20 protein-coding genes are annotated in these 23,007 nt (G+C 72.7%); 8 read left to right on the plus strand and 12 right to left on the minus strand.

Going from position 1 to position 23,007, the window contains the following annotated elements:
- Window positions 1-27 precede the first annotated feature (27 nt).
- The 3 genes from cimA to KBB57_RS02855 form a co-directional block, all read right to left on the minus strand.
- On the minus strand, window positions 28-1,701 hold the full coding sequence (gene cimA, locus KBB57_RS02845; protein WP_290746485.1) for a citramalate synthase: 1,674 nt from the start codon (window positions 1,699-1,701) through the stop codon (window positions 28-30).
- The gene (gene cysS, locus KBB57_RS02850) at window positions 1,698-3,083 is read right to left on the minus strand and encodes a cysteine--tRNA ligase (protein ID WP_290746487.1); all 1,386 of its coding nucleotides are present in this window, start codon (window positions 3,081-3,083) and stop codon (window positions 1,698-1,700) included. Before cysS ends, cimA begins: the two co-directional genes overlap by 4 nt.
- A gap of 509 nt (window positions 3,084-3,592) precedes the next feature.
- Complete coding sequence (locus tag KBB57_RS02855) at window positions 3,593-4,561, minus strand: L-threonylcarbamoyladenylate synthase (RefSeq protein WP_290746490.1); 969 nt, start codon at window positions 4,559-4,561, stop codon at window positions 3,593-3,595.
- Between the two features lie 116 nt (window positions 4,562-4,677).
- Between KBB57_RS02855 and KBB57_RS02860 the strand changes: the two genes are divergently transcribed.
- The 4 genes from KBB57_RS02860 to KBB57_RS02875 all read left to right on the plus strand — a co-directional run bounded on the left by KBB57_RS02860 (window position 4,678) and on the right by KBB57_RS02875 (window position 8,948).
- A complete protein-coding gene (locus KBB57_RS02860; RefSeq protein ID WP_290746493.1) occupies window positions 4,678-6,357 on the plus strand; it encodes an acyl-CoA dehydrogenase in 1,680 nt (559 codons plus the stop codon).
- Window positions 6,357-7,403, plus strand: coding sequence for an MBL fold metallo-hydrolase (locus KBB57_RS02865; RefSeq protein ID WP_290746496.1), 1,047 nt, complete (start codon window positions 6,357-6,359; stop codon window positions 7,401-7,403). Before KBB57_RS02860 ends, KBB57_RS02865 begins: the two co-directional genes overlap by 1 nt.
- Window positions 7,404-7,471: 68 nt before the next feature.
- Window positions 7,472-7,660 carry an aa3-type cytochrome c oxidase subunit IV gene (locus KBB57_RS02870; RefSeq protein WP_290746499.1) on the plus strand — a complete coding sequence of 63 codons (189 nt, stop codon included), beginning with the start codon at window positions 7,472-7,474 and terminating at the stop codon, window positions 7,658-7,660.
- A gap of 34 nt (window positions 7,661-7,694) precedes the next feature.
- Complete coding sequence (locus KBB57_RS02875; protein WP_290746502.1) at window positions 7,695-8,948, plus strand: MFS transporter; 1,254 nt, start codon at window positions 7,695-7,697, stop codon at window positions 8,946-8,948.
- Window positions 8,949-9,098: 150 nt separating this feature from the next.
- Here KBB57_RS02875 and KBB57_RS02880 read toward each other — a convergent pair whose 3' ends face one another.
- The 7 genes from KBB57_RS02880 to argB all read right to left on the minus strand — a co-directional run bounded on the left by KBB57_RS02880 (window position 9,099) and on the right by argB (window position 18,613).
- Entirely contained in the window at window positions 9,099-10,661 is a 1,563-nt protein-coding gene (locus KBB57_RS02880) for a BCCT family transporter (protein WP_290746505.1), read from the minus strand.
- A gap of 419 nt (window positions 10,662-11,080) precedes the next feature.
- Window positions 11,081-13,618, minus strand: coding sequence for a translation initiation factor IF-2 (gene infB, locus KBB57_RS02885; protein WP_290746508.1), 2,538 nt, complete (start codon window positions 13,616-13,618; stop codon window positions 11,081-11,083).
- Window positions 13,615-14,307, minus strand: a complete 693-nt coding sequence (locus KBB57_RS02890) for an RNA-binding protein (protein ID WP_290746511.1) — start codon at window positions 14,305-14,307, stop codon at window positions 13,615-13,617. The genes infB and KBB57_RS02890 overlap by 4 nt, the downstream gene beginning before the upstream one ends.
- A gap of 11 nt (window positions 14,308-14,318) precedes the next feature.
- On the minus strand, window positions 14,319-15,941 hold the full coding sequence (nusA, locus tag KBB57_RS02895) for a transcription termination factor NusA (RefSeq protein ID WP_290746514.1): 1,623 nt from the start codon (window positions 15,939-15,941) through the stop codon (window positions 14,319-14,321).
- Window positions 15,938-16,543, minus strand: a complete 606-nt coding sequence (gene rimP / locus KBB57_RS02900; RefSeq protein ID WP_290746517.1) for a ribosome maturation factor RimP — start codon at window positions 16,541-16,543, stop codon at window positions 15,938-15,940. Before rimP ends, nusA begins: the two co-directional genes overlap by 4 nt.
- A 541-nt stretch (window positions 16,544-17,084) precedes the next feature.
- On the minus strand, window positions 17,085-17,732 hold the full coding sequence (locus tag KBB57_RS02905; protein ID WP_290746520.1) for a ferredoxin: 648 nt from the start codon (window positions 17,730-17,732) through the stop codon (window positions 17,085-17,087).
- Between the two features lie 5 nt (window positions 17,733-17,737).
- Window positions 17,738-18,613 (minus strand): acetylglutamate kinase, encoded by an 876-nt coding sequence (gene argB, locus KBB57_RS02910; protein WP_290746522.1) that lies wholly within the window; start codon window positions 18,611-18,613, stop codon window positions 17,738-17,740.
- An 88-nt stretch (window positions 18,614-18,701) separates the two neighbouring features.
- Between argB and KBB57_RS02915 the strand changes: the two genes are divergently transcribed.
- The 4 genes from KBB57_RS02915 to KBB57_RS02930 are packed head-to-tail and all read left to right on the plus strand — an operon-like array spanning window position 18,702 to window position 20,567.
- On the plus strand, window positions 18,702-19,217 hold the full coding sequence (locus tag KBB57_RS02915; protein WP_290746525.1) for a hypothetical protein: 516 nt from the start codon (window positions 18,702-18,704) through the stop codon (window positions 19,215-19,217).
- Window positions 19,217-19,768 carry a hypothetical protein gene (locus KBB57_RS02920; RefSeq protein WP_290746528.1) on the plus strand — a complete coding sequence of 184 codons (552 nt, stop codon included), beginning with the start codon at window positions 19,217-19,219 and terminating at the stop codon, window positions 19,766-19,768. Before KBB57_RS02915 ends, KBB57_RS02920 begins: the two co-directional genes overlap by 1 nt.
- Window positions 19,768-20,175, plus strand: a complete 408-nt coding sequence (locus KBB57_RS02925; RefSeq protein ID WP_290746531.1) for a DUF1801 domain-containing protein — start codon at window positions 19,768-19,770, stop codon at window positions 20,173-20,175. The genes KBB57_RS02920 and KBB57_RS02925 overlap by 1 nt, the downstream gene beginning before the upstream one ends.
- 2 nt (window positions 20,176-20,177) lie before the next feature.
- Complete coding sequence (locus tag KBB57_RS02930) at window positions 20,178-20,567, plus strand: DUF1801 domain-containing protein (protein WP_290746534.1); 390 nt, start codon at window positions 20,178-20,180, stop codon at window positions 20,565-20,567.
- Between the two features lie 88 nt (window positions 20,568-20,655).
- Here KBB57_RS02930 and KBB57_RS02935 read toward each other — a convergent pair whose 3' ends face one another.
- Window positions 20,656-21,636, minus strand: a complete 981-nt coding sequence (locus KBB57_RS02935) for an ABC transporter permease (protein WP_290746537.1) — start codon at window positions 21,634-21,636, stop codon at window positions 20,656-20,658.
- Complete coding sequence (locus tag KBB57_RS02940) at window positions 21,636-22,616, minus strand: ABC transporter permease (RefSeq protein ID WP_290746540.1); 981 nt, start codon at window positions 22,614-22,616, stop codon at window positions 21,636-21,638. Before KBB57_RS02940 ends, KBB57_RS02935 begins: the two co-directional genes overlap by 1 nt.
- Between the last annotated feature and the right edge of the window lie 391 nt (window positions 22,617-23,007).

Here is a 23,007-nt window from a genome sequence, read left to right on the forward strand (position 1 = left end):
GCGCTCATGCCGCGCTCGTGGGGACGCTCACGCCGGCGGCGCCCCCTCGGAGACCAGCTTCCACAGGATGGCGTCCTGCAGCGCCTGGAAGCTCGCGTCGACGATGTTGGCGCTCACCCCCACCGTCGACCAGCGCCGGCCCTGCCCGTCCTCGCTGTCGATGAGGACGCGCGTCACCGCCTCGGTGCCGCCGGAGGTGATGCGCACCTTGAAGTCGACAAGCTTCATGTCCTCGATACAGGCCTGATACGGCCCGAGATCCTTGGCGAGCGCGCGGCTGAGCGCGTTGACCGGGCCCTGGTCGGCATGGGTCAGCGGGTCCTGGCTCTCGGAGACGCTCATCACCCGCTGGTCGCCGAAGCGCGCCACCACCACCGCCTCGGAGACGGTGATCGTCTCGTCGCGCGCGTTCCGCCGCCGCTCCACCGTCACCCGGTAGCGCTCGACGTCGAAGAACCGCGGGAGGATGCCGAGCATCTCGCGCGCGAGGAGCTCGAACGAGGCCGAGGCGCTGTCATAGGCGTAGCCGCGGTCCTCGCGCGCCTTCACCTCGGTCAGGATCGCGGCGAGCCGGGGATCGCCCGCCTCGACGTGGATCCCTGCCTTGCCGAGCCGGCTGCGCAGGTTCGAGAGCCCCGCCTGGTTCGACATCGGGATCAGCCGGGCGTTGCCGACGAGCTTCGGCTCGACATGCTCGTAGGTCGCCGGGTCCTTCAGCACCGCGCTGGCGTGCAGCCCCGCCTTGTGGACGAAGGCCGAGGCCCCGACATAAGGCGCGCTCGCATCGGGCGCGCGGTTCAGGATCTCGTCGAGCGCGCGGCTCGCCCGGGTCAGCCCGGCGAGCTTGCAGCGGGTGACGCCGATCTCGAAGCGGCTGGCGTAGGGCTCCTTGAGGAGCAGCGTCGGGATCAGCGTGGTCAGGTTGGCGTTGCCGCAGCGCTCGCCGAGCCCGTTCAGCGTCCCCTGCACCTGCCGCGCCCCGGCGTCGATCGCGGCGAGCGAGCAGGCCACGGCGTTGCCGGTGTCGTCATGGGTGTGGATGCCCAGCCGCTCGCCGGGGACGCCGGCGGCGATCGCCGCCGCGGTGACGGCGCCGACCTCGCCCGGCAGCGTGCCGCCGTTGGTGTCGCAGAGCACCACCCAGCGCGCCCCCGCCGCCAGCGCCGCCTTGAGGCAGTCGACCGCATAGCCCGGGTTCGCCCGGTAGCCGTCGAAGAAGTGCTCCGCGTCGAACAGCACCTCGCGCCCCTGCCCGACCGCATGGGCGACGCTCTCGCGGATGTTCGCGAGGTTCTCGTCGAGCGTGATCCCGAGCGCCGTCTCGACATGGAAGACATGGGTCTTGCCGACGAGGCAGACCGCGCCGGTGCCGGCGTTCAGCACCGCCGCCAGCACGTCGTCGTTCGCCGCCGACCGCCCCGCGCGCTTGGTCATCCCGAAGGCGGTCATCGTGGCCCGGTCGAGCCGCGGCGCCGCCTCGAAGAACCCGCTGTCGGTCGGATTGGCCCCCGGCCAGCCGCCCTCGACGTAGTCGACGCCGAGCGCATCGAGCTCCCGCGCGATCCGCGTCTTGTCCTCGACGGAGAAATCCACGCCCTGCGTCTGCTGCCCGTCGCGGAGCGTGGTGTCGTAGAGATAGAGCCGTTCCCTGGCTGCGGCGTCCGCGCCCGCGGGCGCGAGCGTCTCGGCTAGCTCGCTCATTTTCTCAGGCCCTCCAGCTTCGCCGGATCGAAATCGGGACCGAGATCCCAGTCGCTGGGCGCGTCCGGGCGGTCCATCACCTTCACGCCGGCCGCGACCAGCCCGTCCCGAAGCTCGTCCGCCCTACGGAAGTCACGCGCCGTCCGCGCCTCGCGGCGCAACTCCAGAAGCTCCCGCACCGCCGGCTCGTACTCGGCTTTGAGCGCGCCGAGATGTCCGAGCGCCGTGCCCGCATCCGCCCGAAGGTCGAAGCCGAGGAGCGCGAGCGAGGCCCGCAACTCGGCAAGGCGGCCGCTCCGGGCAAGCTGATGCAAGGCGGTGATCCCCGCCGGCGTGTTCAGGTCGTCGGCCAGCGCCTCCACGACCTCGGGGGCGGGGTCGGCATCCTCCTCGACGTCGGTCAGGCCGGTCGCCCAGCCGCGCAGGATCGTCTCGGCCTCGGCGGTCTTCTTCTGCGTCCAGTCGATCGGCTGGCGGTAGTGCGTCGACAAAAGCACGAAGCGGATCACTTTTCCCGCGATTTTCCGGTCGAGAAGGTCACGGACCGTGAAGAAGTTGCCGAGAGACTTCGACATCTTCTCGCCCTCGACGTTCAGCATCCCGTTGTGCATCCAGATGCGGGCGAAGCCCTCATCCGGGTGGGCGCAGGCGGACTGCGCCAGCTCGTTCTCGTGGTGGGGGAAGGCGAGGTCCACGCCGCCGCCGTGGATGTCGAAGGTTCCGCCCAGCAAGGCCCGCGCCATGGCGGAGCACTCGATGTGCCAGCCGGGGCGGCCGCGGCCCCAGGGCGAGTCCCAGCCGGGCGTGCCTTCGCCCGACGGCTTCCACAGCACGAAGTCCATCGGGTCGCGCTTGTAGGGCGCCACCTCGACCCGGGCGCCGGCGCGCATGTCCTCGAGCGACCGCCGCGCCAGCTTGCCGTAGTCCGCGTAGCTGCCGACCGAGAAGAGCACGTGCCCCTCGGCGGCGTAGGCGTGGCCGCGCTCGATCAGGAGCGCGATCATGGCGATCATGCCGCCGATATGCTCGGTCGCGCGCGGCTCGAAGGTCGGGCGGAGCGCGCCGAGGGCGTCCATGTCCTCGTGATACCAGCGCGTCGTCTCGGCGGTGATCGCGCCGATCTCGCGGCCGCTCTCGCGGGCGCGGGCGATGATCTTGTCGTCGACGTCGGTGATGTTGCGCACGTAGGTGACGTTCCCTGCGCCGCAGACGTGGCGGAGCAGGCGGAAGAGCGTGTCGAACACCACCACCGGACGGGCGTTGCCGATATGGGCGCGGTCGTAGACGGTGGGGCCGCAGACATACATCGACGCCTTGCCCGGGACGACCGGGTCCAGCCGGACCTTGGCGCGGGTGCGGGTGTCGTAGAGCGTGATGTCCATGTGCGGGTCCCCGGGGCGAAGCGGCGGGGTATCACGTCGCGGAAGAAACGGAAAGCGCGCGGCTTCGGGCGGCGAGGCAGCGCATCTCGCGAGGCGGTTTTCACTTCGAGGTTCCGTCGCCCCCGAACCGCTCCGAACAGTTCGGCATACACCTGTCCGCCTTCCCAAGGGGTTTGGTGAGCCGCTGGGCCGCCGACCGAAGCGGGCTCTGCCCGCGAGGCCACGGCGCGACAAGCGAAAGCACGGCTTTCGCCGCGCCGACGGCCGGAGCGCGGTGGCGGGGAGGCCGTCAGGGGTCGAGATTTCTCCGGAAGCGCGCAATCCGTCCGTGGTCGCCCCGGCGAGCGCGGAATCGCGCTCGCCCCCCGAGGGGCGATCGCGGACGGATTTGCCACAGGTCAAATCCGTGTGGCTTCACCGTCGCGGCCCATTCATCCCGGTCCGCGGCTTCACCCGAAATGCGGGCGCCGCCCGCTCTGCGCCGGCCGTCGCAACCCGCACCCGCGCCGTCACCCGCGCGGGGCGGCGGCGCGGCGCAGGCGGTCGTTGATGGCGCGGCCGAGACCCGCCTCGGGGATCCGCGCCACCGCGATGCGGGCGCGGCCGGCGGCGGCGGCCAGCGCGTCGAGATCGCGCAGGCAGGCGAAGAGGCGCGCCGCCGCCTCGTCGAGGTCGCCGGCCTCGGAGAGGTTGAGCCCCGGGTCGCCCACCGGCCCCGGCCCGAAGCCGAGCCAGGCCTCGTCCGGCTCCGGCGCGGCGGCCCCGAGCCGGAGCGCGGCGCGGGGCGCGTAGTGCGAGGCGAGCTGGCCCGGGGCGGTGATCCCCTGCCCCGCCCCCGCGAGCGGCCGGCCGAGCGCCGCCTCGATCGCCTCGACGGGCAGGCCGCCGGGCCGCAGCAATCGCGGCGCGCCGTCGGCGAGGCCGACGATGGTCGATTCGACCCCGACCGGGCAGGGTCCGCCGTCGAGCACCGCGGCGATGCGCCCGCCCAGGCCCTCCAGCACATGCGCCGCCGTCGTCGGGCTGACCGTGCCCGAGGGATTGGCCGAGGGGCCGGCCAGCGGCCCGCCGAAGGCGTCGAGCAGCGCCCGGGCCAGCGGATGCGCGGGCGCGCGCAGCGCCACGCTCCCCAGGCCGGCCGTCACCGCCGCGGCGAGGCCCGCGTCGGGCCGGCGCGGGACCACCAGCGTCAGCGGGCCGGGCCAGAACCGCTCCGCGAGCGCCAGCGCCTCCGGCCCCAGCTCGGCCAGCGGCGCGGCGGCGGCGACGCCGGCGACGTGGACGATCAGCGGATTGAACGCCGGCCGCCCCTTGGCGGCGAAGATTCCGGCGACGGCGCGATCGCTGCGGGCGTCCGCGCCGAGGCCGTAGACCGTCTCGGTCGGAAAGGCGACCAGCGCGCCCGCGGCGAGCAGGTGGGCGGCGGCCCGCACCCCGTCGGGGTCGGCCGGAAGAAGGACGGCGTTGCGGTCCGTCATGACGCGGCGTCTCGCTTGTTCCCGCCCGCCCGCTCGCCTAGGCTCCCGCGGCGGCGGCCCCTCTTAGCGGCGCGGGAGCGGCGCCGGAAGCGGAAAGACGCGCCGGAGAGACGCCGATGGCCTACCGAGCCCCTGTCGCCGAGATGCGCTTCCTGCTCGGCCCGGTCCTCGACGCCGGGCGGCTGACCGGGACCGACCGCTTCGCCGAGGCGACGCCCGAGACGGTGGACGCGATCCTCGCCGAGGCGGGCAAGCTCGCCGAGACCGCGCTCGCCCCCACCCGCCGCGCCGGCGACGAGACCCCGGCGCGGCTGGAGAACGGCGTGGTGCGCACCTCGCCGGGCTTCGCGGAGGCCTACCGCGCCTATGCCGAGGGCGGCTGGGTCGGCCTCGCCGCCAGCCCCGAGCACGGCGGCATGGGCCTGCCGCTGACGCTCGCCACCTGCGTCGGCGAGATGGCCTCGGCGGCCAACCTCGCGCTGTCGCTCTGCCCGCTGCTCAGCCAGGGCGCGATCGAGGCGCTGGAGAAGCACGGCTCGGCGGAGCTGCAGGCGCTCTACCTGCCGAAGCTCGTCTCCGGGACCTGGACCGGCACGATGAACCTGACCGAGCCGCAGGCCGGCACCGACGTCGGCGCGGTGTGCTCGCGCGCCGAGCCGGGGCCGGACGGGACGTGGCTGGTCACCGGGCAGAAGATCTTCATCACCTGGGGCGACCACGACGTCGCCGGGAACGTCTGCCACCTCGTCCTCGCCCGCCTGCCGGACGCCGCGCCCGGCACCCGGGGCCTGTCGCTCTTCCTCGTGCCGAAGCGCATTCCCGACGCCGACGGCGAGCCGGGCCGCGCCAACGCGCTGCGCGTCGTCTCGCTCGAGCACAAGCTCGGCCTCCACGGCAGCCCGACCTGCGTGATGTCCTACGAGGGCGCGACCGGCTGGCTGGTCGGGGCGCCGCATGGCGGCATGGCGGCGATGTTCACCATGATGAACAACGCCCGCCTCGGCGTCGGCGTGCAGGGGGTGGGCGTCGCCGAAGCCGCGTATCAGGCGGCCCTCGCCTATGCCCGCGAGCGCCGGCAGGGCCGCTCGCCCGACGCGGACGAGCCCGGCATCGCCGGCTTTCCCGACGTCCGCCGGATGCTCGCCGCGATGCGCGCGGCGACGGTGACGGCGCGGGCGATCGCGCTCGACTGCGCCCTCTCGCTCGACATGGCCGCCGCCACCGGCGATCCCGCCTGGGCGGCCCGCGGCGCGCTGCTCACTCCGATCGCCAAGGCCTTCGGCACCGATGTCGGCTGTGAGGTCGCCGCGCTCGCGGTGCAGGTCCATGGCGGCATGGGCTATATCGAGGAGACCGGCGTCGCGCAGTTCTACCGCGACGTCCGCGTCACCCCGATCTACGAGGGCACCAACGGCGTGCAGGCGATGGACCTCGTCGGCCGCAAGCTCGCCGACGGCGGCGTCGCGGCGCGCGCGCTCCTCGCCGAGATCGCCGCGACCGCGGCGCAGGAGCCCGAGGGCCGCCTCGCCGCCGCCGCCGACGCGCTCGCGATCGCCACCGACTGGATGCTCGCCGCCGCGCCGGACGATCGCTTCGCCGGCGCCGTCCCCTACCTGCGCGCCTTCGCGCTGACCCTCGGGGGGCACTACCTCGTTCGCGCCGCCGCCGCGGACCCGGGCGGCTGGGCGGCGCTGTGCGATTTCCACCTGCGCCGCAACCTGCCCGAGGTCGCCGCCCTCTGCGCCGCCGCCAGCGAGGGCGCGGCGGGGCTCTACGCCATCGACTTGGGCGCGTGATGGAGGACGGCGCCCCCGGACACCTGCGCTTCCCCTTCGAGCCGCCCGCCCCCGGCGCGGCGGTCAAGGTCGCCGAGGGCGTGCTCTGGCTGCGCCTGCCCGCCTTCGCCAGGCCCGACCACGTCAACGTCTACGCCCTCGACGACGGCGACGGCTGGACGATCGTCGACGCCGGGCTCGACGACCCGCCCACCCGCGCCGCCTGGGGCGCGCTGCTGATCGGCCCGCTCGCCGGGCGCCCCGTCCGCCGGCTGATCGTCACCCACCACCACCCCGACCATGTCGGGCTCGCCGGCTGGTTCCGCGCGGCCCTCGGCGCCGAGACCTGGATCACCCGCACCGCCTGGCTCTACGCGCGGATGCTCAGCCTCGACGTGCAGGACCGCCCGACGCCCGAGGCCCTCGCCTTCTGGCGCGCCGCCGGCATGGCGCCCGACCTCCTCGCCGCGCGCGCCGGGAGCCGGCCGGTCAACTACGCCGACATGATCGCGCCGCTGCCCCTCGGCTTCCGCCGCATCGCCGAGGGCGACGAGATCGACGCCGGCGGCCGGCGCTGGCGCGTCGCCATCGGCGACGGCCACGCGCCGGAGCACGCGACGCTCTGGGGGATCGACCACGACCTCGTCCTCGCCGGCGACCAGATCCTGCCCGGCATCACCCCGAACCTCGGCGTCTACGCCAGCGAGCCCGACGCCGACCCGGTCGGGGCGTGGAACGAGAGCTGCCGCCGCCTCGCCGACCTCGCCCGGCCGGAGCAGCTCACCCTCCCCGGCCACGGCCGGCCCTTCCTCGACCCCAGCCGCCGCCTCGCGGCCCTCCTCGCCGACAGCGCCGACGCCGGCGAGCGCCTGCTCGCCGCGCTCGACGCGCCCCGCTCCGCGGCGGAGTGCTTCGACGCCCTCTACCGCCGCCCCATCGGCGCGGGCGAGTACGGCCTCGCCCTCGCCGAGGCGGTGGGCCGGCTCAACCACGCCCGCGCCCTCGGACTGGTCGAGCGCGCCGCCGACGCCAAGGGCGTCTGGCGCTGGCGCCGATTAGGGGCCTGACAGCCCGCCGCGGCCAAGCTAGAAGATCGGGAATCCCCGCGGGGAGCGCCAGACGAAGGAGCCGAGACTTGGCCGACCACAGCCACGCCCATGCCCCCGCCCACCAGCACGCCCACGGACACGCCCCCGCGCACGTCCACGGCTCGGCAGACGTCGCCGAGCACCAGAAGATGTTCGAGAACTTCGCCCGCTTCTGGGTCTACGTCTTCGGCGCGGCGGCGGCCGTCCTGATCTTCCTCGCGATCTTCAACTCCTGATCCCGTCGCTCCCGAGTCCGACGTCGGCACGCCGGTGACGCCGCTCGCCCGCTTCGGCGCGGCGAGCGGGCTCACCAATCTCGGCGACGGCGTCGCGACCGTCGCCTGGGCCTGGGTCGCCTCGCTGCTGACCCGCGACCCGCTGCTCATCTCGCTGGTCGCCGTCGCGCTGCGCTTGCCCTGGGCGCTGTTCGCGCTGCCGGCGGGCGTCGTCGCCGACCGCGTCGACCGCCGGCGGCTGATCCTCGCGATGGACATCGTCCGCGCCGCCGCCTTCGCCGCCGCGGCGCTCGCGCTCTGGGCGGCGCTGCCGCTGCCGCCGGCGCCGGACCGCGGGCTCGCCGTGCCCTCCGCCTTCGCCGCGCTGGTCGCGGCGGCGGCGCTGGTCGGCGCGGGCGAGGTGTTCCGCGACAACGCCGCCCAAACCATGCTGCCGAGCCTCGTGCCTCACGACCGGCTCGAGCGCGCCAACGGCCGGCTCTGGAGCGTCGAGCTCGTCGGCAACGCCCTCGTCGGCCCGGCCCTCGGCGCCTTCCTCGTCGCCATCGCCGCGCCCGCGCCTTTCGCCGCCAACGCCGCCGCGTACGCCGCCGCGGCGCTGGCGGTCGCCAGCATCGCCGGCCGCTTCCGCCCCGCCGCCGAGGCGCCGCGCGCCTGGCGGCGCGAGCTCGGCGAGGGCTTCGCGTTCCTGCGCGCCGCGCCGCTCCTGCGCACGCTCGCCTGGCTGACCGGGTTCTGGAACCTGTTCTTCCAGATGGTGTCGATCGCGCTGGTGCTCCACGTGCAGGAGAACCTCGGCATGGGGGCGCGCGCCTACGGCCTCGTCCTCGCCGCCGGCGCGTTCGGCGGCATCGCCGGCAGCCTCGCCGGGGCGCGCGTGGTCGCCCGGCTAGGGCCGGGGCCGACGGCGCAATGGATGCTGCTCGCCTCGGCCCCCGCCTTCGTCGCCATCGCCCTCGCCCCGGGGCCGCTCGCGCTGGCGCTGGCGCTCATGGCCTTCGAGTTCACTGGCCTCGTCTGGAACGTCGTCTCGGTGTCGTACCGCCAGCGCGCCATCCCCGACCGCCTGCTCGGCCGGGTCAACAGCCTCTACCGGCTGCTCGCCTGGGGGATGATGCCGGTCGGCCTCCTCCTCTCCGGCCTGATCGTCCGCGCCGCCGGAACCGTCCTGCCCCATGCCGCCGCGCTCGCCGCGCCCTTCCACGTCGCCGCCGCCGGCGCGCTCATCCTCGCCTTCGCCGGCTGGCGCGCCCTCGGCCGCGGCTTCGCCGCCGTCCGCCCGAAATAGAGAAGGCCGCGCCCCGCGCGGCCAGCGTCACGTATTCCCGGAGCGCCTGCGCGGAGGGCGAGGGGCCCCTCCGAAGGCCCTTGCTTGGGATCGGGGCACGCCGGCCCTCGTGAGGGCCGGCGCGTCCCGATCGACACGGGGTCGATCAGGCTACTTCGTCACCGTATCGGCACCGGTCTCCCGCCGGCCGCCCCGCTCGACGCCCTGTCCCTCGAGCTCGTCCATCAGCGCGTGCCAGAGCGACACGCAAAGCCCCCCCATGACGACGAGGAAGGGCGCCGCCGCGATGATCGCCGCGGTCTGCAACCCGCCGAGCCCGCCCATGACGAGGAGCACCGAGGCCGAGGCGCCGGCCATGACGCCCCAGAGGACGACGACGCGGCTCGCCGGCTCGGTCGTGCCGCGCTCCGACAGCATCCCCATCACCACCGAGCCCGCATCCGCGCCGGAGACGAAGAAGATCGCCACGAGGAACATCGCCACGAAACAGGTGAGCCCCGCCATCGGATACTGGTCGAGCAGCGCGAAGAGCGAGATCGGCGCGCCCTGGGTTTCCACCGCCTCGACGAGGCCGCCCGCGCCGGCGAGCTCCGAATAGAGCGCCGCGCCGCCCATGATGGTGAACCAGATGAACGTCACCACGCTCGGGATCAGCAGCACGCCGATGACGAACTCGCGGATCGTCCGCCCGCGCGAGATGCGGGCGATGAAGACGCCGACGAAGGGCGCCCAGCTCACCCACCAGGCCCAGTAGAAGATGGTCCAGCCGGCCAGCCAGTCGCCGTCACTGAAGGCGGCGGTCTTGAAGGACATGCTGACGAGGTTCGAGAGATAGTCCCCGAGCGCCTCGGGCAGGGTGTTGAGGATGAAGGTCGTCGGCCCGACCAGCGACAGGAAGACGAGGAGCAGGACGGCGAGCACCATGTTGAAGTTGCTGAGGAACTGGATGCCCTTGCCGACGCCGGAGACGGCCGACAGGATGAACATCACCGTCAGGACGGCGATGATGGTGAGCGCGATCCCGTTCGACTCGCCGGTGCCCCACAGGAAGTTCATGCCGCTGTTGATCTGCTGCGCCCCGAGCCCGAGCGAGGTCGCGGTGCCGAAGAGCGTCGCGATGATCGCGAGCGTGTCGATCGCCTTGCCGAGCGGCCCGCGCGCGGCGTCGCCGAGCAGCGGCGTGAACGCGCTCGAGATCAGCACCGGCAACCCGCGCCGGAAGCTGAAATAGGCGATGGCCAACCCGGTCACGGCGTAGATCGCCCAAGGGTGCAGCGCCCAGTGGAAGTAGGAATACTGCATGGCGAGGAGCGCGGCCTCGCGGCTCTGAGGCGCCGCGAGGCCGTGCGGGGGCTTGGCGAAGTGCGAGATCGGCTCGGCGACGCCCCAGAACATCAGCCCGATGCCCATGCCCACGCTGAACATCATGCAGACCCAGGAGACGGTAGTGAACTCCGGCTCCTCGTCGTCGCGCCCGAGCTTGACATTGCCGAAGCGGCTGGCGGCGAGGAACACCGCGAAGGCGAGGAAGACCGCGGTCGAGACCACGAAGGTCCATCCAAACCCGTCGATGATGAACGACAGGACGGCGCCGGCGACGGTGGCGAGGCTGTCGGGGCCGAGCGTGCCCCAGAGAACGAAGCTGCCGGCGATCGCGACCGATGGCCAGAACACCAGCGGGTCGATGTCGGCAAGGCGCTTGGGCTTGTTCATGCAATCGTTCCCTGGCTGCTGGGGTGGAGAATGGCGGCCCGGCCTTGGCATGGGCGGCCGGACGGACCGCGCCCAGACTGCGCCCATCGCGCCCCGCGCCGGTGCGGGTTTGCGACCAATTTGCGACACAAAGCGAAGCCGAGCGCGCCGCAGCGCAAAAAACTCCGCTGCGGCGCCGTCCCGGCGCGCGCCGCCTCCGCAAGATCGCCCTCCGACTACCCCCTTCGGCCGGCCGCCCGAACTTCAGCCCAAGTTCGACGACGCCGAGGCCGAAGGGTCGTGGTGGCCGGGCGGGCTTGCCGGCTCCATATGACTTGGGTGATCTTAACGCGTGAACACCCACGCGCGGCGGGACCGCCGAAACGAAAACCGGCAGCCCGATGGGCTGCCGGTCATCCGGATCGTCAGGCCAGACCGCGTCAGGCGAGCGTGCGCTCGACCTTCTCGGTCTCGAAGATCTCGATGACGTCCGCCTCGCGGATGTCGTCGTAGTTCTCGAAGGCCATGCCGCATTCCTGCCCGGCCAGCACCTCGCGCACTTCGTCCTTGAAGCGCTTCAGCGTCTTCAGCTTGCCCTCGTGGATCACCACGTTGTCGCGCAGCAGGCGGACGCCCGCGGCCCGGCGCGCCACGCCCTCGGTGACCACGCAACCCGCGACCTTGCCGACGCCGGTGATCTTGAAGACCTCCTTGATCCGCGCATAGCCGACGAACTTCTCGCGGATCTCCGGGCTGAGCAGGCCCGAGGCCGCCTTCTTCACGTCGTCCACGAGGTCGTAGATGATCGAATAGTAGCGGATCTCGACGCCCTTCTGGTTCGCGCTCTCGCGCGCCGGCGCGTTGGCGCGGACGTTGAAGCCGATGATCGGCGCGCCCGAGGCCTCGGCCAGCGTCACGTCCGACTCGGTGATCGCGCCCACGCCCGAATGCAGCACGCGGATGCGCACCTCGTCGGTGGAGATCTTCTCCAGCGCCTGCACGATCGCCTCGGCGGAGCCCTGCACGTCGGACTTCACGACGACAGGCAGCTCCTTGACGTCCTTGTCGGCCTTGGCCTTCGCCAGGAGCTGGTCGAGCGTCGTCGCCGAGCCGGCCGCCGCGCGCTTGTCGCGGGCGAGGCGGGCGCGGTAGTCGGCGATCTCGCGGGCCTTCGCCTCGTCGGCGACGACGTTCAGCACGTCGCCCGCCTCAGGCGTGCCGTTGAGGCCGAGCACCTCGACCGGAACCGAGGGGCCGGCCGCGTCGACGCGCTCGCCCTTGTCGTTGATGAGCGCGCGCACCTTGCCCCACTGCTCGCCGACGACGAAGATGTCGCCGCGCCTGAGCGTGCCCTTCTGCACCAGCACCGTGGCCACGGGCCCGCGGCCGACGTCGAGCTTCGCCTCGATGACGGCGCCCTCGGCCAGACGGTCCGGGTTCGCCTTGAGGTCGAGCAGCTCGGCCTGCAGCGCGATGTCCTCGAGCAGCGTGTCGAGCCCCTTGCCGGTGACGGCCGAGACCTCGACGTCGAGCGTCTCGCCGCCCATCTCCTCGACCACCACCTCGTGCTGGAGGAGCTGGGTGCGCACCTTGCGCGGATCGGCGGCCGGGCGGTCGATCTTGTTGATCGCGATGATCATCGGCACGCCGGCGGCGCGGGCGTGGCTGATCGCCTCGATCGTCTGCGGCATGACGCTGTCGTCGGCCGCCACGACCAGGATGACGATGTCCGTCACCTGCGCGCCGCGGGCGCGCATCGAGGTGAACGCGGCGTGGCCCGGCGTGTCGAGGAAGGTGATCAGCTGCCCGCCCTCGGTCCGCACCTGATAGGCGCCGATGTGCTGGGTGATGCCGCCCGCCTCGCCCGAGACCACGTTGGTCTTGCGGATCGCGTCGAGGAGCGAGGTCTTGCCGTGGTCGACATGGCCCATGATCGTCACGATCGGGGCGCGCGGCTGCTGGTTCGCCTCGTCGTCGCCGGAGGCCTGGACGATCACGTCCTCGACGTCCGATTCCGACCGGCGCACCACCTTGTGGCCGAAATCCTCGACGATCAGCGTCGCGGTGTCCGCGTCGATGGTCTGGTTCTGCGTCGCCATGATGCCGTTCTGCATCAGCGCCTTCACCACGGCGGCGACCCGCTCCGCCATGCGGTTGGCGAGCTCCTGCACCGTGATCGCGTCCGGCACCTGCACCTCGCGCACCACCTTCTCGCGCTCGCCGTGGCCGCCCGTCATCCGGCGCTTGTCGCGCTCCTGGCGGCGGCGCATCGCGGCGAGCGAGCGCTGGCGGCCCTCCTCGTCGGTGGCGTTGGCGATGGTGAGCTTGCCGGCGCGGCGGCGCTCGTCGTCCTTGGCGCGCGTCGGCTTCTTCTCGTCGACGACGGCCTTCAGCGTCGCCTTCTTGGCCCCGCCGCCGCCCGGCGCACGTCCGGCCTCGGCGCGGGCGGCCTGCGCCTGCGCCGCGGCGGTGTCGACGGGCGCCGGGGCCGCGCCGCGCGCCGCCGCGGGGGCGGGCCGCGCGGCGGCGCTGGCGGCGGCCTTCGCCGCGGCGGCCGCGGCCTCCTCGGCGGCGGCGGCGGCGCGCTGCTCGCGGATCTCGCGCTCGCGCTCCTCGCGCTCGGCGGCGTCCTTCTCGGCGCGCAGCCGCGCCAGCTCGGCGTCGCGGGCCGCGGTCGCCTCGCGCTCCTTGCGGACGCGCTCGGCCTCGGCGGCCTTGGCGGCCTCGACGGCCTTCAGCCGCCGCTCGAACTCGGCCTCGGACAGGTTCTGGGCGACGGCGCCGCGCGGATTGGCGGCCGTGGCCTGGGCGGCGCCCGGCTTCGGCACGACGACCCGCTTGCGCTTCGTCTCGACCGTCACCGACTTGGTGCGGCCGTGGCTGAAGCTCTGCTTCACGTGGTGGGTCTCCGTTCCGCCGGCGCCGCGCAGTCCGAGCGGCTTGCCCCGGCTGCGGTCGCTGTCCTTGATGTCCGTCATTCCGTCGTCTGCCTTTCCGCGCGGAGGCGTTCCCCCGCCGTTCGATCGTCCGCCGAATCGTCCATGGCGCCGTCCGCCGACGGCGCGTCGTAGTAGAGGCTGCCCCTGACGCCTGCAAGCCGTCGGGCCTCGTCGCCGATGCGTTTCGCGAGGCCCCCCTCGAGCACGGCGGCATGTATCACACTATCGCGGGCGAATGCCAAACCCAATTCGTCCGCGGTGAGGCAGGTCACATGGCTGCTCCCGCCCGCCGGCGGCCGCAGCGCGGCCTTGCCGCGCGCTGATCCGTCCGACGCCTGAACGAGGAGCGCGGCCTTGCCCCCGACCAGCGCCTCCTTGACCTTCTCGAGCCCCGCGACCGCCTGCCCCGCCTTGCGGGCCAGCGCGATCAACTCGACCACCCGCCGCGCCAGGCCGTCCTCGACCAGGGCCGCGAGATCCGCGGGCGCCGAGACCTGCCGGCGCGCCGCCTTGGCGAAATGGCCCTTCGCCGCCGCCGCCGCAAGGGCCTTCGCGTCGGCCGTGACATAGAGGCCACGGCCGGGCAACTTTCCGGCGAGGTCCGGCACGACCGCGCCGTCCGGCGCGATCACGAAACGCACGAGCCCGGCCTGCGGCGCGCTCGCGCGCGTCACGATGCAGCGCCGCTCGGGCGCCTCGCGGTCCTTCGGCCGGCCGCCGCGCGTCACGTCGTCGTCCCTCAGGCGTCCTTCTCCTCTTCGCCTTCCGCCGCCTCGCCCTCGGCGGCCTCCGCCTCCGCCTCCAGCTCGGACGGATCGACCCAGCCGAGCTGCACGCGGGCGTTCATGATCAGCGTCTGCGCCTCCTCGAGGCTCATGTCGAACTTCTCGAGCAGGCCCTCGTCCTTCACCCGCTTGCCCTCGGCGTTCGTGGTGAACCCGCCCGCGAGCTCCCAGTCGGCGCAGCGCGCGAACTCCTCGAGGTTGAGGACGCCGTCCTCGGCCAGCCGCTCGATCATCTGCGGGGTCAGCCCCTCGAAGTCGAACAGGTCCTGCTGCACCCCGAGCTCCTTCGCCCGCTCGATGGCGCGCGCGTTGATCTCGTCGAGGCTCTCCCGCGCCCGGGCCTGCAACTCCTCGGCCGTGGTCTCGTCGAAGCCGTCGATCGAGGTCAGCTCGTCGAGATCGACATAGGCGATCTCCTCCAGGTTGGCGAAGCCCTCGGCCACGAGCAGCTGCGCCACCATCTCGTCGACGTTCATCGTCTCCATGAAGAGCTGCGTGCGCTCGGCGAACTCCGCCTGCCGCCGCTCGCTCTCCTGCGCCTCGGTCAGGATGTCGATGTCGAACCCGGTGAGCTGGCTCGCCAGCCGCACGTTCTGCCCGCGCCGCCCGATCGCCAGCGACAGCTGCTCGTCGGGCACCACCACCTCGATGCGCTCGCTGTCCTCGTCGAACACGACCTTGGACACCTCGGCCGGCTGCAGCGCGTTCACGAGGAACGTCGCCGGGTCCTGGTTCCACGGGATGATGTCGATCTTCTCGCCCTGGAGCTCGGCCACCACCGCCTGCACGCGGGAGCCCCTCATGCCGACGCAGGCGCCGACCGGGTCGATCGAGTTGTCGTAGGAGATGACGCCCATCTTCGCCCGGCTGCCCGGGTCGCGGGCGACCGCCTTGATCTCGATGACGCCGTCGTAGATCTCCGGCACCTCCATCTTGAAGAGCTCCGCCAGGAACTCCGGCGCCGTCCGGCTCAGGAAGATCTGCGGCCCCCGCGTCTCGTGCCGCACGTCGCGCACCAGGGCCCGCACCCGGTCGCCGTTGCGGAAGGCCTCGCGCTGGATCAGCTGGTCGCGGCGCAGGATCGCCTCGCCCCGGCCCACGTCGACGATGACGTTGCCGTATTCCGTCCGCTTGACGATGCCGTTGATGATCGTCCCGGCGCGGTCCTTGAACTCCTCGTACTGGCGCAGCCGCTCGGCCTCGCGGACCTTCTGCATGATCACCTGCTTCGCCGACTGCGCGGCGATGCGGCCGAAATCCATCGGGGGCAGGCTGTCGGTCAGGTAGTCGCCGATCCCGGCGTCCGGCTTGATCGCCTTCGCGTCCTCCAGCGTGATCTCGGTGAAGAAGTTCTCCACCTCCTCGACCACGTGGCGATACCGCGTCATGTGCAGCTCGCCCGACTTCGGGTCGATCTTCGCGCGGATGTCGTACTCGGCGCCGTAGCGCGACCGCGCGGCCTTGCCGAGGCTGTCTTCCATCGCCTCGATGACGAGCGCCGGGTCGATCATCTTCTCCCGGGCGACCGCATCGGCGATCTGCAGGAGCTCGAGCCGGTTGGCGGAGGTCACGCTCATTTCACTTCCTCGTCCTCGTCACGGGTTGTCTCCTCGTCGTCCACTTCGATCTCGTCGAACTGGCTCTCGTCTATCTCTCCGGGCTCGAACCCGGCCGCCTTGCGCCCCGCGAGGCTCTCGGCGATCAGCGCATCCGTCAGCACCAGCTTCGCGTCGGCGAGGAGGTCGAAGGAGAGGCCGATGGTCCCCTCCGGGATCTCCACCAGCACCTCGCCGTCCTGCACCCCCGCCAGCACGCCCTTGAAGCGCTTCCGCCCGTCGATGGCCTCCGCGGTCTCGATCTTGACCTCGTAGCCCTCGTAGCGCTCGAAGTCCTTGAGCCGGGTCAGCGGCCGGTCGATGCCGGGCGAGGACACCTCCAGCACGTACTCGCCGCTGATCGGATCCTCGACGTCGAGCACGGCGGACACCGCCCGGCTGATCCGCGCGCAGTCGTCGACCTCGATCCAGCCCTCGGGCCGCTCGGCCATGATCTGCACCGTGCTGCGCTTGCCGCCCATCAGCCGCAGCCGCACCAGCTCGAAGCCCATGCCCTCGATGGTGGGCTGGACGATGCCGGCGAGGCGCTTGTCGATGGCGGCTTTGGCGATCAGGTCGGCCAAGGCGGACTCCGGAACGAAAAAACGGGCGCGCGGCCCGTTGAACTTTCCGGTGGAAGGGACCCGAGAGGATCAACCTGCCGCTGATGAGGGCGATATAGGCCCGCGCGCGGCGGGATGCAAGGACAATCGCCAGGAGGGCCTTGGCGTCACCGCCGGACCGGCCAACTTCACGACTCTGCCCGCCCGCAGGACAAAGAACCGTCGACCGACCGAAGCGGGCTTGCCCGCGAGGCCACGGCGCGACAAGCGAAAGCAAGGCTTTCGCCGCGCCGACGGCTGGAGCGCGGTGGCGCGGAAGCCGTGAGGGGCGCCGATTTCACCGAACCACGCAATCCGTCCGTGAGCGCCCGGCGAGCGCGGGATCGCGCTCGCCCCCCGCGGGGCGATCGCGGACGGATTTGCCGCGGGTCAAATCCGTCTGGCTTCGGGCGTTGCGGCCAACCTTCGGGCCGGGACCCTCTCCACCGTCGTGCAGCGCGCGAAAAAACGATACATTTCAAACATTTGATCCGTGTCACACTGTGGGACGCCCCAAAACCGCTCACCCCCGGTGGAACGAAGCCATGTGGAACGCCGACTGCTCCGCCGCCCGCAGCCCCGCCCCCACCGGGCAGGCGCGCCGCACCGCGCAACCCCGCCCGAGGCAGTCCGCCCCCTCCGCCCCGTCCAGAAACCCGTGGCAGGCGGCGATGTCGTAGCCCGCCCCGGTCATCGCCCCCGCCGGGCAGGCGGTCAGGCAGGGCCGCGCGCAGGCGTCGCAGGGCCGCGCCGCCGGGGCCGGCAAGTCGAGCCGCGCCGCGAAGGCGAGCGCCCCGCGATACGAGACGAAGAGCCCGAGCCGGGCATGGACCAGCAGGCCCACCGGCGCCTCCCAGGCCATCCCGCTCGCCCGCGCCCAGCGGGTGAACGGCCGCCAGGGCGGCCCGCCGAACGGAAAGAGCGCCGTCGCCCCCAGCCGCGCCGCGAGCCCCCCGATCACCCGGCGCGACCAGCGGTCCAGCGGATCCGGCCGCCCATCCCCGAATTCCGGCCCGGCGCGGAAGCGGTCCCAGAACCCCCGCCCGTCCGGGCAGAGGAGCACGATCGTCCCCGTCCCCTCCGGCGCCCCGTCCTCCGGCCCGGGATGCAGCCCGCCGCCGGCGACCAGCCCCTCGGCCGCCGCCGCCCCGGCCACCCCGGCCCAGCGCAACCGCCTCAGCTCCGGATCAGCGTGCCCGCGCCATGGGCGGTGAAGAGCTCGAGCAGCACCGCATGCGGCGCCCGCCCGTCGAGGATCACCGCCGCGGTCACGCCCCCTTCCACGGCGGCGAGCGCCGTCTCGGTCTTCGGGATCATCCCCCCCGAGATCACCCCGGAGGCGATCAGCCCGCGCGCCTCCTCGGCGGTCAGGTCGGTCAGCACCACCCCCGCGGCGTCCTTCACTCCGGCGACGTCGGTCAGCAGCAGCAGCCGGTCCGCCTTCATCGCCGCCGCGATCGCCCCGGCCGCGGTGTCGCCGTTGACGTTGTAGGTCTCGCCCCGCCGCCCCACCCCGAGCGGCGCCACCACCGGGATGAAGTCCGAGCCGAGGAAGATCCGCAGCACCTCCGGGTGCATCTCCACCGGCTTGCCCACGAAGCCAAGGTCCACCCCGCCGCCGCCGAGGTCCTTCTCGCAGACCATCAGGCTCGCATCCTTGCCCGAGAGCCCGACCGCCTTGCCGCCCTGCCGGTTGATCGCCGCGACGATCCCCTTGTTGATCCGGCCCGACAGGACCATCTCGACCACCTCGACGGTGGCCTCGTCGGTCACCCGCTTGCCGTCGACGAAGCTCGACGAGATCGCCAGCCGCTTCAGCATGTCGTTGATCATCGGCCCGCCGCCATGGACAACGACCGGATGGACGTTGCACTGCTTCATCAGCACCACGTCGCGGGCGAACTCGTCCATCGCCGCGGCCGAGCCCATGGCGTGGCCGCCGAGCTTGATGACGATCGTCGCGCCGTCGTAGCGCTGGAGATACGGCAGCGCCTCGCTCAGCGTGCGCGCGGTCGCGATCCAGTCGCGCGTCTGGGCGGATGACTTCTCCATGGGGGGAACGCTCCTGCGCAGAGGTCGTTGTCCGGGGTCGGCGCGGGGCTTACACTCGGCGCCCGGGCTCGACAAGGAGTCGCCGCGCATGCGCAAGGCCGTCCTCACCCTTCTCGCCGCGCTGGCCGCCGGCGCCGCGGCCGCGGCCTCGCCGGGCGTCGACCAGACCTGCGTGAACCGCTTCCGCGCCTACGACACCGCCACCACCACCTTCTCCAACACCGACTGGGGCCGCTACGGCTCGATCGCGCCGGCGATCAGCCGCGCCATCCAGCGCCTGCGCGCCGGAAACTGCATCACGAACTGGGACGACGTCGCGCTGATGCCGACCGTCGAGCGCGAGCTCCGGGGCAAGCTCAAGGGCGAGCACGGCGCGCCGATCCGCCCGATCGCGGTGATGGTCGGCATCGTCGGCGGCTTCTCCGAGGAGCTGCAGGCGCGGCAGTTCTTCTCCGCCCTCGGCTACCGGGTCCGCAGCCAGGGCGCGCCCTATCTCGGCCGGCGCATCTTCATCGGGCCGTTCGCCACCGAGGGCGGCCTCGCCGAGGCGCTGGCGGTCGCGGTCGAGGCCGGCTTCGTCGGGCCCTACCCGAAGCTCTTCTGATGCGCCGCGCCGCCGCCCTCGCGCTGGCGGCCCTGACGCTGGCCGGTTGCGCCGGCGGCATCCCGCCGCAGAGCCGCGACCGCTCGGCCTGCGTCGGGCTGTTCCGGCAGTTCGACATCTACGCCAACGCCATGCCCAACGAGGCGCGCGACCCCTGGACGGGACGCGAGCGCACGCCGTGGCCGCTCTTCCAGTACCGCCAGCTCCTCGTGCAGAACGGCTGCACGACCCGGCCGGACGACCTCGCCCGCCTCGACGCCGTCGCCGCCGCCCGCAAGGCGGCGGGCTGGCGGCTCGCCGACAGCGGCCCGCCGGCGCCCTATCCGGGCAGCGTCCATGCCGGCACGGTGACGAGCGACGCCGAGGCGGCGCGCGCCGTCGCCTTCTTCGAGGGGCTCGGGATCCGCGCGACCAGCATCGGGGCCCCGGGCCTCGGCCGGCGGGTGTTCATCGGCCCGTTCCGCAGCCAGGGCGCGGTCGGCGAGGCGATCCGGCTCGCCGCCGAGGCGGGCTTCGTCGCGCCCTACGCCTCGCAGTTCTACCGGTTCTGATGGCCGGGCCGCGCCTCCTCTCCGGCGGCAACCCGCAGATCCCGAAGGGCCACGGCGACGCCCCGGTGCAGGCCTACATCGCCGCCATGCCGGGCTGGAAGCAGACGGTGGGCCGCCGGCTCGATGCGCTCATCGTCGCCGCCGTCCCCGGCGTCCGCAAGGCGGTGAAGTGGAACTCGCCGCTTTACGGCATGGACGGCGAGACCTGGTTCCTGAGCTTCCACTGCTTCGAGCGCTACGTGAAGGTCGCCTTCCACCGCGGCGCGCGCCTGGACCCGCCGCCGCCGGTCGCCTCGAAGCACCCGGAGGTCCGCTACCTCCACATCCACGAGGGCGAGGAGATCGACGCGGGCCAGCTCGGTGACTGGGTCCGGCAGGCGAGCCGCCTCCCTGGCGAGCGGATGTGACGATGGCGGGGGAGCCCACCGCCTCGGAGCGCATCGACGCCCGCATCGCCGGGCTGGCGGACTGGCGGGGCGCCATGCTCGCGCGTGTCCGGGCGCTGATCCGGGAAGCTGACCCCGAGGTGGTAGAGGAATGGAAGTGGCGCGGCGTGCCGGTCTGGTCGCACGACGGCATCCTCTGCACCGGCGAGACCTACAAGGCGGTCGTCAAGCTCACCTTCGCGAAGGGAGCGGCGCTGCCCGACCCGTCCGGGCTCTTCAACGCCAGCCTCGACGGCTCCGTCCGCCGCGCCATCGACCTCCGCGAGGGCGACGACCCCGACCCGGAGGCCTTCCGCGCCCTGATCCGCGCCGCCGTCGCCCTCAACGCCGCGAAGCCCTCCCGGCGCCGCTGACCGGCGCGGAGAAATGTCGCACGGTGCGACAGGGGTCAAGACGCTGGATTCAATCAGGAATGAAAATTTGGTGGCCTCGCGGCCGGGATCAGGCGGGCTGACGGCCGTAGAGGAGGAGCATCCCGATGATCACGGCGCCGTAGATCAACTGCCGGCCGGCTTCCTCGATCTGCATCACCGAGAGGATGGATTGCAGGAGCGTGATCAGGATGACGCCGGCCACGGTGCCGAGGTACGAGCCGCGGCCGCCGAGGACGTGCGTGCCGCCAAGGACGACCGCGGCGATGGCGGGCAGCAGGTAGGCGTCGCCCATCGACTGCGCCGCCTTGGAGGCGTAGCCGGCGAGGAGCACGCCGCCGAAGGCGCTGAGGGCGCCGGCGATCACGAAGGCGAGGAGCACCACGCGGCGGGTGTCAACGCCGGAGAGATAGACGGCGCGCTCGCGGTTGCCGATGCCGTAGACGGCGCGGCCGAAGGTGGTCCGGGTCAGCACGAAGACCGCGCCCGCTCCGATCAGGATCCAGACGAGCACCGAGTTGGGGACGCCGGGGACGAGGAAGCCCGTGGCGAGCCAGCGCATCGCCGGCGAGGCGCTGTCCTGCGGCGAGAACCCGCCGGTGTAGACGACCATCAGGCCTTGCGCGACGGCGTTGGTGGCGAGCGTCACGATCATCGAGGGGATGCGCAGGTAGGCCACCCCGAGGCCGTTCACGAGGCCGATCAGCGCGCCGCAGAGGACGCCGAACGGCACGGAGAGGATCTCGCCGGTGAGCCCGTAGGCGGCGGCCGCGCTCGCCATCATCGCGCCGGTGGAGACCACCCAGGGCACCGAGAGGTCGATATGGCCGAGCAGGATGACGAGCATCGTGCCGGTGGCGATGACGCCGAGGAAGGAGGCGACCTTCAGCTGCTGCATCAGGTAGGGGAAAGAGAGGAAGTTCGGGGAGTAGAGGCTGCCGAGGAGCAGCAGGAGCAGGATGCAGCCGAACGAGATCAGCACCGCGGGATCGGCCCGGCGGAGCGGACCGGGCAGGCGGGCGCGCAGGCCGGCGGGGGCGGCGTCGCGCATTATTCGAACCAGTCCAGACGGTTGCGGACGCGGAGGAGGCCGAAGGCGCCGAGGCTGACCGCGAGCGCCAGCACGACGCCCTGGAAGAGCGGCTGCCAGAGCGGGTCGAGGTCGAAGACGAAGAGCAGATCGCCGATGGTGCGGAAGGCGAGCGCGCCGAAGATCGCGCCCACGGCGCTGCCGCGGCCGCCGGAGAGGGCGACGCCGCCGAGGACCACCGCGGCGATCGAGTAGAGGGTATAGGCGTTGCCGGAGGCGTAGGCGGCCTCGCCGGTGTAGGAGTAGAAGGTGAGGAAGAGCCCGCCGAGCGAGGCGAAGAGGCCGGCGAGGGTGTAGGCGGCGAACTTCGCCCGGCGGATCGGCATCCCGGACATGTAGGCGGCGACCTCGGAGGAGCCGGCGGCGTAGGCGGCGCGGCCGAGGACGGAGCGGCTGAACGGGACCCAGATCGCCAGGGTGGCGAGCCCGAGCCCGACGAGCGCCGCGGGGACGACGCCGAGGACGCGGCCGGTGAGCGCGTCGGCGAGGCCCTCGTTGACCGAGCCGCCGGGGAAGGGGCGCAGCAGCAGCGCGAGGCCGTAGAAGATCGCGCTGGTGGCGATGGTGGTGACGATCGGCTGGAGCCGGCCGTAGATGACGATCAGGCCGTTGAGCGCGCCGCAGGCGAGGCCGGCGCCGAGGACGGCGAGAACGCCCAGGCCGGTCTGGAACGGGGTTCCGACGACGAGCCAGGAGGCGAGGCAGTTTGTCAGCACGAGGACCATGCCGACGGAGAGGTCGATGCCGGCGGTGATGACGACGAGGGCCTGGGCGACGGCGACGAAGGCGAGGAGGGTGGCCTTGTTCGAGGCGGTCTGCACCACGTTGGCGGTGAAGCCGGCGGGGTGGTTGGAGACGTAGATCACGAACATGACGGCGAAGATGGCGACCGCCATCAGCGCGCCGCGGCTCTCGGCGAGCCAGTAGCGCCAGTCCCTCACGGGGCGACTCCCGGTGGAATTGGCGCTGTCTTGGGTTTGGGGGAGAAGTAGCGGGAAGGCTTGGGTTTTTCGGAGCTGGAAACGGGCTGGAATGCGGCTGGAATCCGGCTTGCCATTTCGAGCTTCCGGGCAGGTCTAGGGGCCGTCCGGTCGCCGGAGGCGCCCGGCCGGGCCGGGCTCGGGCGCCGGAGGCCGGAGCCGCCGGGGTCTGCGGAGGGCATCGGCGCGCCGGACTCGGGGCGATCGCAGATCCCGGCTGAAACGGCGGATCGGGTCGGAACAGGGCGTGACCTCGAAGCCCGACGGATTTGACCCGTGGCAAATCCGTCCGCGATCGCCCCTGCGGGGGGCGAGCGCGTCGCCGCGCTCGCCGGGGCGATCACGGACGGAT

The organism is Amaricoccus sp. (assembly GCF_017993425.1).
Lineage (GTDB): Bacteria > Pseudomonadota > Alphaproteobacteria > Rhodobacterales > Rhodobacteraceae > Amaricoccus.

What these genes read in the sequence shown, in the direction of transcription:
- KBB57_RS02915 (WP_290746525.1), top strand. Translation starts at nt 18,702, where the DNA reads ATGCGCAAGGCCGTCCTCACCCTTCTCGCCGCGCTGGCCGCCGGCGCC.
- cysS (WP_290746487.1), bottom strand. Translation starts at nt 3,083, where the DNA reads ATGGACATCACGCTCTACGACACCCGCACCCGCGCCAAGGTCCGGCTG.
- KBB57_RS02920 (WP_290746528.1), top strand. Translation starts at nt 19,217, where the DNA reads ATGCGCCGCGCCGCCGCCCTCGCGCTGGCGGCCCTGACGCTGGCCGGT.
- nusA (WP_290746514.1), bottom strand. Translation starts at nt 15,941, where the DNA reads ATGAGCGTGACCTCCGCCAACCGGCTCGAGCTCCTGCAGATCGCCGAT.
- KBB57_RS02855 (WP_290746490.1), bottom strand. Translation starts at nt 4,561, where the DNA reads ATGACGGACCGCAACGCCGTCCTTCTTCCGGCCGACCCCGACGGGGTG.
- KBB57_RS02860 (WP_290746493.1), top strand. Translation starts at nt 4,678, where the DNA reads ATGGCCTACCGAGCCCCTGTCGCCGAGATGCGCTTCCTGCTCGGCCCG.
- KBB57_RS02930 (WP_290746534.1), top strand. Translation starts at nt 20,178, where the DNA reads ATGGCGGGGGAGCCCACCGCCTCGGAGCGCATCGACGCCCGCATCGCC.
- KBB57_RS02935 (WP_290746537.1), bottom strand. Translation starts at nt 21,636, where the DNA reads ATGCGCGACGCCGCCCCCGCCGGCCTGCGCGCCCGCCTGCCCGGTCCG.
- infB (WP_290746508.1), bottom strand. Translation starts at nt 13,618, where the DNA reads ATGACGGACATCAAGGACAGCGACCGCAGCCGGGGCAAGCCGCTCGGA.
- argB (WP_290746522.1), bottom strand. Translation starts at nt 18,613, where the DNA reads ATGGAGAAGTCATCCGCCCAGACGCGCGACTGGATCGCGACCGCGCGC.
- KBB57_RS02865 (WP_290746496.1), top strand. Translation starts at nt 6,357, where the DNA reads ATGGAGGACGGCGCCCCCGGACACCTGCGCTTCCCCTTCGAGCCGCCC.
- KBB57_RS02925 (WP_290746531.1), top strand. Translation starts at nt 19,768, where the DNA reads ATGGCCGGGCCGCGCCTCCTCTCCGGCGGCAACCCGCAGATCCCGAAG.
- KBB57_RS02880 (WP_290746505.1), bottom strand. Translation starts at nt 10,661, where the DNA reads ATGAACAAGCCCAAGCGCCTTGCCGACATCGACCCGCTGGTGTTCTGG.
- cimA (WP_290746485.1), bottom strand. Translation starts at nt 1,701, where the DNA reads ATGAGCGAGCTAGCCGAGACGCTCGCGCCCGCGGGCGCGGACGCCGCA.